Source organism: Zoogloea sp. (assembly GCF_017302315.1).
Taxonomy (GTDB): Bacteria; Pseudomonadota; Gammaproteobacteria; order Burkholderiales; family Rhodocyclaceae; genus Zoogloea.
The window spans coordinates 1-14,002 of record NZ_JAFLDT010000093.1 but is presented as its reverse complement, the minus strand read 5'-3'; the positions used below and the strand labels follow the sequence as shown (position 1 = coordinate 14,002).

The 14,002-nt window shown below is 64.3% G+C and carries 17 protein-coding genes and 1 pseudogene; 15 read left to right on the top strand and 3 right to left on the bottom strand.

The window, feature by feature from the left end; all coding sequences use genetic code 11:
• Nucleotides 1-284 precede the first annotated feature (284 nt).
• Both J0L98_RS18945 and J0L98_RS18940 read right to left on the bottom strand, forming a co-directional pair.
• Complete coding sequence (locus J0L98_RS18945; RefSeq protein ID WP_296413481.1) at nt 285-1,631, bottom strand: fused MFS/spermidine synthase; 1,347 nt, start codon at nt 1,629-1,631, stop codon at nt 285-287.
• A gap of 4 nt (nt 1,632-1,635) precedes the next feature.
• Nucleotides 1,636-2,484 carry an alpha/beta fold hydrolase gene (locus tag J0L98_RS18940; RefSeq protein WP_296413479.1) on the bottom strand — a complete coding sequence of 283 codons (849 nt, stop codon included), beginning with the start codon at nt 2,482-2,484 and terminating at the stop codon, nt 1,636-1,638.
• 131 nt (nt 2,485-2,615) lie between these two features.
• Between J0L98_RS18940 and pqqA the strand changes: the two genes are divergently transcribed.
• The 8 genes from pqqA (at nt 2,616) to J0L98_RS18905 (ending at nt 9,061) form a co-directional block, all read left to right on the top strand.
• Nucleotides 2,616-2,690 carry a pyrroloquinoline quinone precursor peptide PqqA gene (gene pqqA / locus J0L98_RS21670; RefSeq protein ID WP_139379539.1) on the top strand — a complete coding sequence of 25 codons (75 nt, stop codon included), beginning with the start codon at nt 2,616-2,618 and terminating at the stop codon, nt 2,688-2,690.
• Nucleotides 2,691-2,760: 70 nt separating this feature from the next.
• Complete coding sequence (gene pqqB, locus J0L98_RS18935) at nt 2,761-3,678, top strand: pyrroloquinoline quinone biosynthesis protein PqqB (RefSeq protein WP_296413478.1); 918 nt, start codon at nt 2,761-2,763, stop codon at nt 3,676-3,678.
• Nucleotides 3,675-4,388: a pyrroloquinoline-quinone synthase PqqC gene (gene pqqC, locus J0L98_RS18930; RefSeq protein WP_296413477.1), complete on the top strand. Its 714-nt coding sequence runs from the start codon at nt 3,675-3,677 to the stop codon at nt 4,386-4,388. The genes pqqB and pqqC overlap by 4 nt, the downstream gene beginning before the upstream one ends.
• Before the next feature lie 198 nt (nt 4,389-4,586).
• The gene (pqqD, locus tag J0L98_RS18925; protein ID WP_296413476.1) at nt 4,587-4,862 is read left to right on the top strand and encodes a pyrroloquinoline quinone biosynthesis peptide chaperone PqqD; all 276 of its coding nucleotides are present in this window, start codon (nt 4,587-4,589) and stop codon (nt 4,860-4,862) included.
• Nucleotides 4,862-6,004 (top strand): pyrroloquinoline quinone biosynthesis protein PqqE, encoded by a 1,143-nt coding sequence (pqqE, locus tag J0L98_RS18920; protein WP_296413475.1) that lies wholly within the window; start codon nt 4,862-4,864, stop codon nt 6,002-6,004. The genes pqqD and pqqE overlap by 1 nt, the downstream gene beginning before the upstream one ends.
• A 130-nt stretch (nt 6,005-6,134) precedes the next feature.
• Nucleotides 6,135-6,614 carry a hypothetical protein gene (locus tag J0L98_RS18915; protein WP_296413474.1) on the top strand — a complete coding sequence of 160 codons (480 nt, stop codon included), beginning with the start codon at nt 6,135-6,137 and terminating at the stop codon, nt 6,612-6,614.
• The gene (locus tag J0L98_RS18910; protein ID WP_296413473.1) at nt 6,553-7,161 is read left to right on the top strand and encodes a GNAT family N-acetyltransferase; all 609 of its coding nucleotides are present in this window, start codon (nt 6,553-6,555) and stop codon (nt 7,159-7,161) included. The genes J0L98_RS18915 and J0L98_RS18910 overlap by 62 nt, the downstream gene beginning before the upstream one ends.
• 328 nt (nt 7,162-7,489) lie before the next feature.
• Nucleotides 7,490-9,061 carry a peptide chain release factor 3 gene (locus J0L98_RS18905; RefSeq protein ID WP_296413472.1) on the top strand — a complete coding sequence of 524 codons (1,572 nt, stop codon included), beginning with the start codon at nt 7,490-7,492 and terminating at the stop codon, nt 9,059-9,061.
• 217 nt (nt 9,062-9,278) lie between these two features.
• Here J0L98_RS18905 and J0L98_RS18900 read toward each other — a convergent pair whose 3' ends face one another.
• A complete protein-coding gene (locus tag J0L98_RS18900; RefSeq protein ID WP_296413471.1) occupies nt 9,279-10,436 on the bottom strand; it encodes an ATP-binding protein in 1,158 nt (385 codons plus the stop codon).
• Nucleotides 10,437-10,586: 150 nt separating this feature from the next.
• On the opposite strand from J0L98_RS18900, the gene J0L98_RS18895 reads away from it, so the two are divergent.
• The 7 genes and pseudogenes from J0L98_RS18895 to J0L98_RS18870 all read left to right on the top strand — a co-directional run bounded on the left by J0L98_RS18895 (nt 10,587) and on the right by J0L98_RS18870 (nt 13,848).
• Nucleotides 10,587-10,811: a type II toxin-antitoxin system CcdA family antitoxin gene (locus J0L98_RS18895; protein ID WP_296413470.1), complete on the top strand. Its 225-nt coding sequence runs from the start codon at nt 10,587-10,589 to the stop codon at nt 10,809-10,811.
• A 31-nt stretch (nt 10,812-10,842) separates the two neighbouring features.
• A pseudogene (locus J0L98_RS18890) lies at nt 10,843-11,420 on the top strand (transposase); the annotation flags it as partial.
• A gap of 364 nt (nt 11,421-11,784) precedes the next feature.
• Complete coding sequence (locus tag J0L98_RS18885; RefSeq protein WP_296413469.1) at nt 11,785-12,402, top strand: hypothetical protein; 618 nt, start codon at nt 11,785-11,787, stop codon at nt 12,400-12,402.
• On the top strand, nt 12,335-12,571 hold the full coding sequence (locus J0L98_RS21665) for a DUF2158 domain-containing protein (protein ID WP_365955105.1): 237 nt from the start codon (nt 12,335-12,337) through the stop codon (nt 12,569-12,571). Before J0L98_RS18885 ends, J0L98_RS21665 begins: the two co-directional genes overlap by 68 nt.
• Nucleotides 12,572-12,628: 57 nt before the next feature.
• Nucleotides 12,629-13,063 carry a hypothetical protein gene (locus J0L98_RS18880; RefSeq protein WP_296413468.1) on the top strand — a complete coding sequence of 145 codons (435 nt, stop codon included), beginning with the start codon at nt 12,629-12,631 and terminating at the stop codon, nt 13,061-13,063.
• A 77-nt stretch (nt 13,064-13,140) separates the two neighbouring features.
• On the top strand, nt 13,141-13,521 hold the full coding sequence (locus J0L98_RS18875) for a BrnT family toxin (RefSeq protein ID WP_296413467.1): 381 nt from the start codon (nt 13,141-13,143) through the stop codon (nt 13,519-13,521).
• 105 nt (nt 13,522-13,626) lie between these two features.
• On the top strand, nt 13,627-13,848 hold the full coding sequence (locus J0L98_RS18870; RefSeq protein ID WP_296413466.1) for a hypothetical protein: 222 nt from the start codon (nt 13,627-13,629) through the stop codon (nt 13,846-13,848).
• The last annotated feature ends 154 nt before the right edge of the window (nt 13,849-14,002 follow it).

The following is a 14,002-nucleotide window of genomic DNA, read 5'->3' as shown; positions in this document are numbered from 1 at the left end:
GATGTCGGCGCCCTTGCCGCCATCGGCAGCAGCAGGCGCCGGGGCCGGGGCAGCCGCCACCGGGGCGGGTGCTGCGGCAGGGGCCGCGGGGGCAGGTGCTTCGGACTTGCCGCAGGCGGCCAGCAGACCGACGAGGATCAGGGGAATAAGGTGGGACTTGGGCATGGGGCTCTCGTATTCGTCATGGGGGGTTTGGGAAACCCGTCTGGCGGGTTGTGGAGCGGATCGTATGCTGCCCCCTCCCGCCACCTCATTGACACGAATCAATTGCCCGGAAAACCCCTTCAGCGCGAGCGCGCCAGATCCACATCGGCCCCGTTGCGCTCGTCCGAATAGGGTGTCACCCCGCCCGGCCGGCTGCTGGCATGGCAGCTCACGATCACGTTGGATAGCGGCTTGCCCCGGTGCAGCACATCCACCCCGCAACGCCCAAAGACGCTCTCGATGGTCGCCAGCAGGTTGCGGGCGTAGGGCGTCTCGAGCTTGCCGTCGAGGATCAGGTTGGCCAGCAGCACCCCCTCCGGCGCCAGCGCCCGGCGCGTGTCCTGCCAGAACTCCCGGGTCACCAGATGCCCGGGGATGGAAGTGTGGCTGCTGAACACATCCACCACCACCGCGTCGTAGCGCTCGGCAGTAGCGCGCACGTAACGCCGCGCGTCATCCACGATGAATTCGCCGCGGATGGGCGCCTTGAGAAAACGCGCCTCCGCGATCCCGCGGATCTTCGGGTCGATATCCACATAGGTGTAGCGATTGGACGGCTCCCGGTGGGAGAGGGTGAAGCCGCCGGCCCCCAGCACCAGCACGGCCTTGTCGCGCAGGGCCAGATCTTCCAGGAGGATGCGGCGCAGGTGCTGCACATAGCGGGCATAGCGCGGCGGTTCGCTGTCGTCCACGAGGGAAGCCAGCGAATTGTTGACGAAGAAGGCGCGGGGGTCCGTGTGATCGGGCAGCTTCACCGCCTCAACGGTGTAATCGGCATAGGCCGTGTCCGCCACCTGGCTGGGCGGAAACAGGTTGATACCAAGCGCCCCCAAGCCCGCCGCCAGGGCTGCAGCCCAGGGCCGCCAGCCCGCCCCACCCAGAAGCAGGCTGCCCGCCGCCAGCAGTGAAGCACAGACCAGCACCGCCGCCGACACCCCCAGCCACTGCATCACCAGCAGTGCGAGGCTCACCGAGCCCAGGAAGGAGCCCAGGGTGGACCAGTACAGGGCGTAGCCGCTGGCTTCGCCGGTGCGCATGTGCTTCATGAGGTTGGTGAGCACCGGCACCGTCTGCCCCAGCAGCCAGGCCACCGGGCACAGCACGCCGCCAATGAACAGCAGATAGGCCACACCTGCCGGCTGCACGTGGGCAAACATCCCATCCACGGTGACGCGGGCGAGGCCCAGGCCGACGAGCAAGGCCGAGACCACGAAGTTGCGGGCCACCACGGCGGTGAAGCGCTCGCTCACCCGGGCCCCCGACGCATACCCCAATGCCAGGGCCAGCAGAAAGAAGCCGATGGTCGGCGCCGTGACGACAATCGAGCTGCCCACGTGGGGCACCAGCCGGCGCAGGGCGATGACCTCGGCCCCCAGGGAGCAGAAACCTTCGATGAAGACGATCAGGTAGAGCAGGTGTCGGGGCATGGCGTCATTCGGCGGACAACAGCGCTGCCCGCCAGGCGGCCTGCATGGCGGGGTGAAAAGGATCGTGGGCGCAGCCTTCCACCCACACCAGCCGGCTGCCCGGCAGGCGGGCATGGACGGCCTTGGCGCTGTCGGGTGGGCAGACCCGATCCTCACGGCCGTGGAGCAGCGTTACCGGTACGCCCGCCAGACGGCTGCAGGCCGCGAAGAACGCCGCCTCCCCCAGAAAGCACTCCGCCTGCAGGTAATGGGCCTGGAGGCGGTACTTGAGCACGAGGCGATCCAGCGCCCCGTCGTCCGGCGCCGCCGCCACTGCCGTGGCCCCCGCCATGCCCAGCTCGTGACGCCACCAGGCCAGCGCCGCGGCCCGGGCCACGGCCGGGTCGATGTGATCCAGACCGGCGGCCAGCCCGTCAAGGGGCAGCGTGCTGCCGAAGAAGGCATCCACCCGCGCCCGCGAAGGAACGAACACGCTGCGCAGCACCAGGTCGATAACCGCATCACGATGGGCTGCCGCATAGGCGATGGCCAGGGTCGCGCCCCAGGAGCCGCCGGTCACCCGCCAGCGGGCAATGCCCAGGTGCAGGCGCAGGGCCTCCAGGTCGGCAATGAGGTGGGCCGTGGTGTTGGCCGTCCGCTCCCCGGCTGGCTCGGAGCGCCCGGCACCGCGCTGATCGGGCAGCACCAGCCACTGTCGCGCCCCATCGTAAAGCGCCGGGAAACGCGGGCTGCAGCCACTGCCCGGCCCCCCATGGAGCACCAGCACCGGCTCGCCGGCCGGGTTGCCACGGGTCTCCACCCACAGGCGGTGCCCATCGCCAACGGGCAGGAAGAAGCAGGCATCGACGGGCATGGCAGCGGCGGGCCTCGCCCGCGAATCATGATTTTCGTGAGGCGGGAGTATGCCGCCCTTTGACACACTCTGCCTCACGGTACCGCCACCGGCGGGCCGGAAAACCTCAACCCGAATATTGGAGACTGATCATGACCTGGACCACCCCCCAAGCTTGCGACCTGCGTTTTGGCTTCGAAATCACCATGTACATCGCCGCCAAGTAAGCCCGGCCCCGGTAGTGCCGGCCGTGACCCCCGCGGCCGGCACCGCGCCCCTCCCCCCACGCCCCCGACCATGAAAATCCGAGTTCTCGGCGCCGCCGCCGGCGGTGGCTTCCCCCAGTGGAACTGCAACTGCCGCAACTGCCGGGCCGTGCGTGAAGGCCACGCCGCCTTTCAGCGCCGCACCCAGTCCTCCATCGCCGTGAGCGCCGAGGGCGCCCGATGGACCCTGGTAAACGCCTCCCCCGACATCCTCCAGCAGTTCCAGGCCTTTGCCGGCACCTGGCCGACCGGCGGGCTGCGCGGTTGCGGCATCGAATCGGTGGTGCTGGTGGATGCGCAGATCGATCACACCACCGGCCTGTACATGCTGCGCGAGAAAGGCAGCCCGTGGCCCATCTGGTGCACCGACCCGGTGTATGAAGACCTGACCCGCGGCAACCCCATCCTGCATCTGCTGGAACACTACTGCGGGGTTGACCGTCGCCCCCTGCCCGCCGGCGGCGAGCCCTTTCATCCCGAGGGCAGCGAAAGCCTCGACTGGCAGGCCCTGCCCCTGCTCTCCGCCGCGCCCCCCTACTCGCCCCACCGGGGCAATCCGGTGCCCGGCGACAACGTGGGCCTGACCATCCGCGACCCCGCCACCCGCCGCCGCGTGTTCTACGCCCCGGGCCTGGCCGAGGTGGACGACGCCGTGTTTGCCGCCATGCGCAACGCCGACTGCGTGATGGTGGACGGCACCTTCTGGACCGACGACGAGATGATCAGCCTGGGCCTTTCCACAAAGCGCGCCCGCGACATCGGCCACCTGGCCCAGAGCGGCCCTGGCGGCATGATCGAGCAGCTCGCCCGCCTGCCCCGGCACATCCGCCGCGTCCTCATCCACATCAACAACACCAACCCCATCCTCGACGAGGGTTCCACCGAGCGCGCCATCCTCACCGCCGCCGGAATCGAGGTGGCCTACGACGGCATGGAGATCGACCTGTGAGCACACCCCTTCGCCCCTGGACGCCTGAAGAATTCGAAGCGCAGCTGCGCGACAAGGGCGCCGCGTATCACATCCACCACCCCTTCAACGTCATGCTCAACACCGGCAAGGCGACGCGGGAGCAGATCCAGGGCTGGGTGGCCAACCGTTATTACTACCAGATCATCATTCCCCAGAAGGACGCGGCGGTGCTGTCCAACTGCCCCGACCGGGACGTGCGCCGCGAATGGATCCAGCGCATCCTCGACCACGACGGCCACGGCGACGACGCCGGCGGCATCGAAGCCTGGCTGCGCCTCGGCCAGGCCGTGGGCCTTTCCCGCGAGGAGATCGTCGACCAGCGTCACGTGATACCCGCCGTGCGCTTCGCCTGCGACGCCTACCTCAACTTCTGCCGCCAGCGCCCCTGGCAGGAGTCGGTGTGCTCCAGCCTCACCGAGCTCTTCGCCCCCACCATCCACAAGCAGCGCCTGGCCAACTGGCCCGAGCACTACCCGTGGATCGAATCCGACGGCCTGCAGTACTTCCGCAACCGCGTCACCCAGGCCCGCCGCGACGTGGAACAAGGCCTCGCCGTGACCCTCGCCTACTTCGACACCCGCGCCCAGCAGGAACGCGCCCTGGAGATCCTCAAGTTCAAGCTCGACATCCTGTGGGCCATGAACGACGCGATGATGATCAAGTACGGCCTGGACGCCCGCGCCCTGTAGCGGCGACTTGCAGGGGTGACTCGGATGGGCGACTCGTAGGGGCGACTCGTAGGGGCGACTCGTAGGGGCGACTTCAGTCGCCCTCGGACTTCGATCAACGCTTTGCTGGTGATCAACGATCGGATGGGCGACTGAAGTCGCCCCTACACCCCAACAAATCCCTGCAGACCCCTGCGAACCCCACCTCGCATATCGACCATGACCCAGCACCCCGCCCGCCCCGCCATCCACCGCCTGTTCCGCTTCCAGTGGGAGCCCGCCCAGCAGGCCCATGTGCTGCTCTATCCGGAAGGCATGGTCAAGCTCAACCAGAGCGCGGGGGAGATCCTCAAGCGCTGTGATGGCGCACGCACGGTGCCGCAGATCGTGGCCGACCTGGAGGCCGCCTTCAACGCCAGCGGCCTGGCCCCCGAAGTCGAGGCCTTTCTGGAGATGGCCGACGCCCAGAACTGGATCACCTGGAACACCGACTGATGGACACCCTGCTCGTTCCGCCCGACGCCATGCAGCGCCGCCCCGGCCCCCTGTGGCTGCTGGCCGAGGTCACCTACCGCTGTCCCCTGCACTGTGCCTTCTGCTACAACCCCGTGGACTTCGCCCAGGCCGGGCCGGAGCTGTCCACCGAAGACTGGCTCAAGGTCATCCGCGAAGCCCGCGCCCTGGGCGCCGCCCAGTTCGGCATCTCCGGCGGCGAACCCCTGCTGCGGGACGACATCGAGATCCTCGTCCGCGAAGCCCGCGCGCTGGGCTTCTACACCAACCTCATCACCTCCGGCGTCGGCCTCACCGAAGCCCGCCTCGCCGCCCTGAAGGACGCCGGCCTGGACCACATCCAGCTCTCCTTCCAGGACGCCACCCGCGAAGCCAACGACCTCATCACCAACACCCGTACCTTCGACCTGAAACGCAAGGTGGCGGCCATGACCAAGGCCGCCGGCTACCCCACGGTGATCAACTGCGTGCTACACCGGACCAACATCGACCACCTGGACCGCATCATCGAGATGGCCGCCGAGATCGGCGCCGAATACCTGGAACTGGCCAACACCCAGTACCACGGCTGGGCCTTCCTCAACCGGCAGGCCCTGATGCCCAGCGCCGCCCAGCTGGCCGAGGCCGAAGCCGTCACCGAACGCTGGAAGGCCCGGCTCGGCAAGAAGATGCGCATCCTCTTCGTCACCCCCGACTACCAGACGAAGAAGCCGAAGAAGTGCATGAACGGCTGGGGCGAGGTCTTCCTCTCCGTCACCCCCGACGGCCTCGCCCTGCCCTGCCACACCGCCCGCATGCTGCCGGGGCTGGAGTTTCCCGATGTGCGCGATCACAGCATCGACTGGATCTGGCACGACTCGCCCCTCTTCAACCGCTTCCGCGGCACGGCGTGGCTGCCATCCACCTGCCAGAGCTGCGAAGACAAGGACAAGGACCACGGCGGCTGCCGCTGCCAGGCCTTCATGCTCACCGGCGACCCCGGCGCCACCGACCCGGTGTGCCCCAAGTCCCCCGACCACGCCCTCATCGACGCCGCCCTCGCCGAGGCGGAAAAACCCGGCGTCGCGCGCCCGCTGGTCTTCCGCGACCCGAAGAACTCCACCCGGTTGGGGCGCGCCTTCTGATCTGCCGCCCTCCGGGCAGGAGCCGCCGGACACGCCCGGCGGCCCCGGGAAGCCCGCAAGACACCGTCTGTAACATTCCGACCCCGGCTTGAGCCCGTGCTAAGATCCCGCGCTGCAAGGCAGGATCACCATGAACCCCACCCGATTCCCCCCTCTTCTTTCGGCGCTGCTCGCGGCCTGCATGCTGACCGCCTGCAGCCTTTCACCGCCGACACCGGACACCCCTACACCCCCCAGCCCCCCCGCCACCGGCCGGGACGATGCAAGCCCGAGCCCGGTCAGCCGCCCGGTGCCCGCCAAGCCACGCCCCCCGCGCAGCGAGAAGCCGGCCACCAAGGCGGACAAACCCGACGTAAAGAGCCCCGAGATCATCGTGGAAGAAGCCGCCCCGGAGCCGCCCATCGTCGGCCCGGCCTGGCTGTCCCAGTGCATCAACCAGCAAATGGAAGGTGGCGTGATCCGCTGCGACGCCGACCGCCTGCTCGTCGAGCCCTCCCCCAAGGTCAAGGTTTACACCCGCGAACCCGGTGCCGCAGGGCGCACCCGCGGTGGCGTCATCCAGCTACGCGGCAACCTGCCCCGCAAGTACCGCTTCTTCGTCGTTCCCTGAGCCGGCCGCAACACCGCTGCAACATCGCGAAGCTCCAATAGCGTCCAAAACCGGCCCCCCGGCCGGCAAGGAGAACGCGATCAACACCGCCGAGCCCGATGGCGAACTGCACATCAGCCCCCTGGACGCCACCGACTCGGCCGCCCGGGACGCGGCCGCCCGCATCCTGCTCGCCGCCTTTGCCGACCCGGAGCGCTACAGCCACGCGCGCATCGTCGAACAACTGCAGGCCGCGCCGCCGCCCTTCTACCGCCATTTCTTCATCTGCCGCCAGCGCGGCGAGGTGGTGGGCGTGGGGGGCATCAAGGCCGCCGACTGGGCCAGCGACACCCACATCCTCTACCTCTCCGCTGTTGCCGAGCACGCCCGCGGGCAGGGCATCGCCCGGGCCCTCATCGCCACCCGCATCGCCTGGGCCATGGAGAACTTCCCCCACGGCCGCCTCCTCGTGTCCACCGCCCGCAGCCGCCGCTTCGCCCGCCTGGGCTTCCGCCTGATGGGCAAACGGGAGGCCGGCGGGCGGCGGCTGATGTTGCTGGAGTTCTGAAAGCTGCCAGAGGAAAAGTGGTCGAGTGAAGCTGAAGGGGTTTATGGGACCCGCTGAGGGCGGCTGGAGGGACTGTGGGGGCGACTTCAGTCGCCCGCGGACTGAGATCAAGGGTGTGTCGGTGATCGGCGCGCGGATGGGCGACTGAAGTCGCCCCTACAAGTCGCCCCTACAGGAGAGACCGTATCGACCGTCAGACGACGTGTCAAATGGAGGAAATTAGGATGAATTCGACCCCACGGTACGTCCCCCCCTCAACCCCGACAGGCTGGGGAGATCACGCAAGGCCTTGTATAATCGCGGGCTTTTCAGCATTCCGCACCGCACCATGTCCGCCACCCAGGAAATCGCCCGCCGTCGCACCTTTGCCATCATTTCCCACCCCGATGCGGGCAAGACCACGCTGACCGAAAAGCTCCTGTGGTTCGGCGGCGCCATCCAGGTGGCCGGCGAAATCCGCGCCCGCAAGGCCGCGCGCCATGCCACCTCCGACTGGATGGAACTGGAAAAGCAGCGCGGCATCTCGGTGACCTCGTCGGTCATGCAGTTCCCCTACCGCGAGTGCGTCATCAACCTGCTCGACACCCCGGGCCACGAAGACTTCTCCGAAGACACCTACCGCACCCTCACCGCCGTGGACTCGGCGGTCATGGTCATCGACTCGGTGAACGGCGTCGAAGCCCAGACCATCAAGCTGCTCGCCGTGTGCCGCCTGCGCGACACGCCCATCGTCACCTTCATCAACAAGCTCGACCGGGAAGGCCGCGAACCCATCGAGCTGCTCGACGAAATCGAATCGGTGCTGGGCATCCAGTGCGCCCCCATGACCTGGCCCATCGGCATGGGCAAGCGCTTCCGCGGCGTGTATCACCTCTACAACGACAGCATCCAGTTCTTCGACCCCCAGGCCGAAAAAGGCACCTCAGAGATCATCCAGGGCCTCGACAACCCGCGCCTGGATGAAGTCATCGGCGACCAGGCCGACGAGCTGCGCATGGACATCGAACTGGTGCGCGGCGCCTCCCACACCTTCGACCGGGAAGCCTACCTGGCCGGCAAGCAGTGCCCCGTGTTCTTCGGCTCGGCGGTCAACAACTTCGGCGTGCAGAGCCTGCTCGACGCGGTGGTGGACCTCTCCCCCGCCCCCCTGGCCCGCCCCTCCAAGAGCCGCCAGGTGCAGCCCGACGAGCCCAAGTTCTCCGGCTTCGTGTTCAAGATCCAGGCCAACATGGACCCGAAGCACCGCGACCGCATCGCCTTCATCCGCGTCTGCGCCGGCCGCTTCGAGCGCGGCGGCAAGCTCAAGCAGGTGAGCACCGGCAAGAGCCTCGCCATCAACAACGCCATCACCTTCATGGCGCAAGACCGCAACACCACCGACGAAGCCTTCGCCGGCGACATCATCGGCATCCCCAACCACGGCACCATCCACCTGGGCGACACCTTCACCGAAGGCGAAGACCTGCAATTCACCGGCATCCCCAGCTTCGCCCCGGAACACTTCCGCCGCGCCCAGATCAAGAACCCCCTGAAGATGAAGCAACTTCAGAAGGGCCTCGAACAGCTCGCCCAGGAAGGCGCCACCCAGCTCTTCCGCCCCACCACCACCAACGAACTCATCCTCGGCGCCGTCGGCACCCTGCAGTTCGACGTGGTCGCCCACCGGCTGGAGTTTGAATACGGCGTGGACGTGATGTTCGAATCCTGCGCCTATGCCACCGCCCGCTGGCTGCGCGGCTCCGACGCCGACCTCAAGGCCCTCGCGGACAAATCCCCGGCCAACATGGCCTTCGACGGCAACGGCGACTACGTCTACCTCGCCCCCAACCGGGTTAACCTGCAAATGGCCCAGGAACGCTTCCCCGACATCAAGTTCCTGGAGACGCGGGAGATTTACTGAAGCAGGGATGGAGCCCCCCTCTGCAGGGCGAATGTAGGGGCGACTTCAGTCGCCCTCCGCACGTTGATGAACGGGCAAACCGTTGACCGGAGTCCGCGGGCGACTGAAGTCGCCCCCACAAGCCGGCCTCACACACCGTTCCCCGGCGGGTCGTCACGCCATGGCAACTCGACCCGAAAAAACACCGAAATCACAAGTAGCCCTGCGCCTATCGAAGTCAGCGCCGCGCCATGTCCTGCCACCCGCGAAGAAAGCAATGCTCCCGCTCGTGGCTCTCCGTTCCGCCATAAATCAGGATCGGCTGTCGCGTTGACGTGTCGCCGGCAAATTTCTGCCACTTCTGCAACCCATCCGTCCAGTCCGCCGCAAAGGTGCTGCCCGACTTGATTTCGACCGCCTGCAAACCCGCGGCTGTCTCGTACACCACATCGATCTCGTGCCCGGCACTGTCCCGCCAGAAATACAGGTCGGCCGGCTGGCCAGCGTTGAAGCGCTGCTTGATCATTTCCGAAACCACCCAGGTTTCAAACAAGGCACCCCGGGCGGCGTGCGTGGAGATTGATAGCTCGTCGCGAATCCCCAGCAACCAGGCCATCAAGCCCACATCCAGGAAATACAGCTTGGGCGACTTCACCAGCCGTTTGCCAAAATTCTGGAAATACGGTGGCAGACGCGTCACCAGATAACTGGCCTCCAGGACGGACAACCACTCACGCGCCGTAACCGCCGAGATGCCGCAATCCGCGCCCAATGCCGCCAGATTGAGCAATTGCCCTGAACGCGCCGCGCACATCCGGACAAAGCGCTGGAACTGCGACAAATCGCGCACGGCAATGATCTGCCGAACATCACGTTCGAGATAGGTCGCCACATAGTTGGGAAACCAGTCGTTCGCCGCCAGCTCGCGCTGATAAATCGCCGGGTAAGTGCCATTCAGCAACAGTCGGTCAAGCGTGGTCGACAAGCCGGCGCCCTGCATTTCACCCAGCGACAAGGGCAAGAGCTCCACCCGCCCAACCCGGCCAGCCAGCGACTGGCTCATGCCGGCGATCAGATCGAACTGGGCCGAGCCGGTCAGCACAAACTGGCCCATCACTGGGCGCTCATCGACCACGCCTTGTAACCACGACAACAATTCCGGGCAGCGCTGCACCTCATCGAGAATTGCACCCTCGGGGAAACGCGCCAGAAAGCGCTTGGGGTCCTGCTCGGCAAAATCACGTTCGTCAGGGTTTTCCAGTGAAACGTAGGGTTTCTCCGGAAAACTGGCCCGAGCCAGCGTCGTTTTGCCGGACTGACGCGGCCCGGTCAGCGCCAGCACCGGAAAGCCCCGGGCCAGACGCACCAGCGTGGCATGGGCGTGGCGTGGATACATAGGCACCTGCTATTCTTGTAAATCAAAAATTATGGTTTCGATTTGCAAGAATAGCAGGTGGATTCACCTTCCAGAAGCAGCAAATCGATGGCGTGCTTTCAGTCATGGACTACAACGCTAGCCTGCTCCCCCCACGGCGTGCCAGCAGACATGCCCGTTAAACACGCCACCAATCTGAGCCTGAGCAGCGATGTTCTGGATGCTGCCAAACGCCTGGGGATCAACATCTCTCAGGTCTGCGACAACCATCTGCGTGAAGTCGTGCGCCATGAGCAGGAACGCAGGTGGCGTGAGGATCACGCCGACTTCATCGCCGCCTACAACGCCACCATCGAAGCCGACGGTTTGCCACTGGACGAGTGGAGAAGCTTCTAATGGAACGCTTTGATGTCGATACCAACCCGGGGGCAAGTTTCTCGATGCGCTGGATCAAGCCCGACAGAACGGGACAATTCCCAACGATCCCCAGGCCGCGCCCCCTGCCTGGCGGGCACGCCGCCAAACCCTGCTGGCCCACGACTGGGTGGTCTATGCCAAGCCCCCCCCGGTGGGCCGGCCCAGGTGCTGGACTACCTGGCGCGCTACACCCACCGGGTCGCCATCTCCAACGAACGCATCCTCAGCAGCGAGCACGATCAGGTACAGATCCGGGTGAGAGACAAGCGCCTCGGACACAGACGTACCGTGACGCTGCCCGTCAGCGAATTCATCGGCCGCTTCATGCACCACGTGCTCCCCGCGGGCTTCAAGCGCATCCGGCACTATGGTCTGCTCGCGAGCGCCCATAAACGGGCGCGCCTTGCCGTCGCACGGGCCGCACTGGCCATGCCCGAACCTCAAACCGCCGCGATTGAAGCCGCACACGCTTTCCTCGCCCGCGTCACAGGCCACGATCCGAGCCGCTGCCCCCACTGCGCCAACGGGCACTGGCGCACCGTCGCCGTATTGCCCCCGGCACCCCGCTGCCGCGATGGCCCACCATGACACGTGCCGCCCACCCATCTCCATATGTCAATGACGTGCCAACGGGCTCGTCGGAAGTCCCATGCCCCCGCATCCCGGACTGCCCCGAGAGCACCTCCGTTGCCACCTCACGCAGCTCGCACCCAACACGGCATGCTCCCCCTCCGCCGCTTGCCGGCCGTGGTTTCGTCCTCCACGCCTGGACGCTCCTCGGCCTGATCTACCCAAGGTGCATTTCCCGGGCGTAGAATCCCCAGTGTTACCTCTTTCCCGGCGGTTCAGTTCAACAAGGCTTATCCCTCGCGACATGCGCACTCACTTCGAACTCAGTTGCGTGCCGCGAGGGATAAACCCTATTCGTTAGCCATTTGACATTACAAAAACAATGAAACGCAATCTGCCCGAGAAATTCGACGCCGCGACCCACTTTGATCTCATGCGCTGGATCGGCTGGATCGTTGCTGTTGCCAGCTCCGTATTGGCTGCAGTTTTCGGGTTGTACTTCCTGCAGTTTTCGAACGGAACTCTCAGCGCCGACTCGGCTACATGGGGACAATTTGGCGATTTTGTTGGTGGAACTGCAAACCCAATTCTGGCGTTTCTGACCCTCAATGCCTTGGTGCTAACCATAGTTCTACAAAGCAAGCAATTGAGCATCTCGTCGCGCGAACTCGAGCTATCAAGGCGAGAGCTTGAGCTAACTCGGGAAGAGCTGAGTCGATCCGCTCATGCTCAGGAACTCTCCGAAAAGGCTTTGCGCGCACAGGCTGCTACAGCTGAGAAGTCTGCCCGGCTTTCAGCGATCAATTTCCTGCTAGATCACTACAAAAATGAACTACGCGATATGCGTGGGGTTGCCTACACGGCGAATGATCCACGCTTGGTGAGAATGCAGTTACTCCAAAGGCGAGAGCATCAGTTACTCGCCATGCTTGATGAAATTTTCCGTGAAACCAGTGGGGAAGGAGAAGCAGATGGCACAAACCCAGTACAAGATAGGTGATGTTGTAATCCTGAAGAGTGGAGGCCCCCCGATGACGGTTCACAATATCGGCGACTACCACGCAACCGCTCCCGACCCCGGTTTGCTGTGCGTTTGGTTTGACACAAACAAGAAGGTCGAAGACGTATTTCATCCAAATACCGTAGAGATATATGACCTCAATGGCTAACCCTCCCCCTGCGGTGCAGGGGACGCTGCGCGATAAAGCCGCGCAGCGTCCCTGACCTTGAACGTTAGCCGTCATAAAATGCGCTCAATTCTTAGGCCTGTTCTCCTTGCTTTAGCTCTCGGCATTGCCTTCGTGCTGAGTGAGCAGTTCGTTTATCAGCCTTGGGTTGTTCCTCAACTAGCCACTTGGCAGTCGGTGCCCATGTACGTTTGGTGCATGGTTTTCACACCTGAAATCGCAGTGTGTATCGGCGCCATTTACTGGCTACGCAAGGCTGTCTCCCTCACCGTCTATTGCATTGTTGGCGCGCTCGTCATCAGTAGCAGCCAATTCGCTTCTGGCCTACTAAATCAGCCCGCTCACCACAAGGCTATTGAGGGTGGGCTGTTACAGTTTGGTTTTCAATTTGTCGTCATTGCGCTACTACTCGCCATCGTTATTGGCGTTTGTACGGTAGTCCGCCTTGGGGTTACTCATGTCCGTGCCGGCTAACACTACGGTCAAAGTCGCTCCCTTCGGTCGCTGGACGTCCCGCAAGCGGGCCGCCCTTTACCTAAAACGTTAGGGCCATGGATATTCCAGCGAAATTGGGTATTCCTACCCATGAATTCAGAGTCGTGTTTGGTCGAACGAAGATCGACTACGACATTGACAAGGAATATATCAACCGTGAGCAACACGGCTATTCATTGGAAAGCGCAGTGCATCTACTCGAACGCTTTGTTCTTCCACTGGGCAATCAACCTCCCCACGCGGTGAGCTATGCATTCATGCACAACGGTGAGGTTCGCCATATGCACCTTAGCGTTGATGACTGTGGCGATGTCGTCCTAATGGTTACAACCATGCGCCCCGATGAAACAGTGAGGGTCATCTCGTTTCGAAGGGCAAGCGAAGGTGAAGCAAATACATTCCGTGAACTCACAGGCTATGTCAAACGCTCGCCCTAACATGGCGCTCAACTTCGCTCCCTTCGGTCGCTGGACGCTGCGCGATAAGGCCGCGCAGCGCCGGTTAGCTCTACGTTGGGCATTTCAACAGGAGGCCTTGCAGCCGTGATCGACGAAATCAGAAGAGCAGTTCATGACGCAGCACTTGGTAACCAAAAGATTGCCATGTTTCATTTCCAGGTTCTGAAAAACGCTGCCGCGTTGGAAGGTGTCGATCCTGAGTCGTTCTGCCGTGAAATAGGCGTCCCAAAAACGTACCAAACTGAATTCAGAAAAATGCTTAGCCTGGCGCGGGTAATGAGGCAGCAAGGAGTTCGTCTTGCTTGAACGATTAAGGTTAGATCGTGATCGCTACGCGAGCCACGATCTGAACCGGTTGTTGGACAAGCCCGGTTCGGCAGTTCGGATTCCCCTGGAAATAGCTTTTCGTCCTTCACCGCAAAGGCGGGCTTTCGACGACGGAAAGCCTGCCCTCGCCACT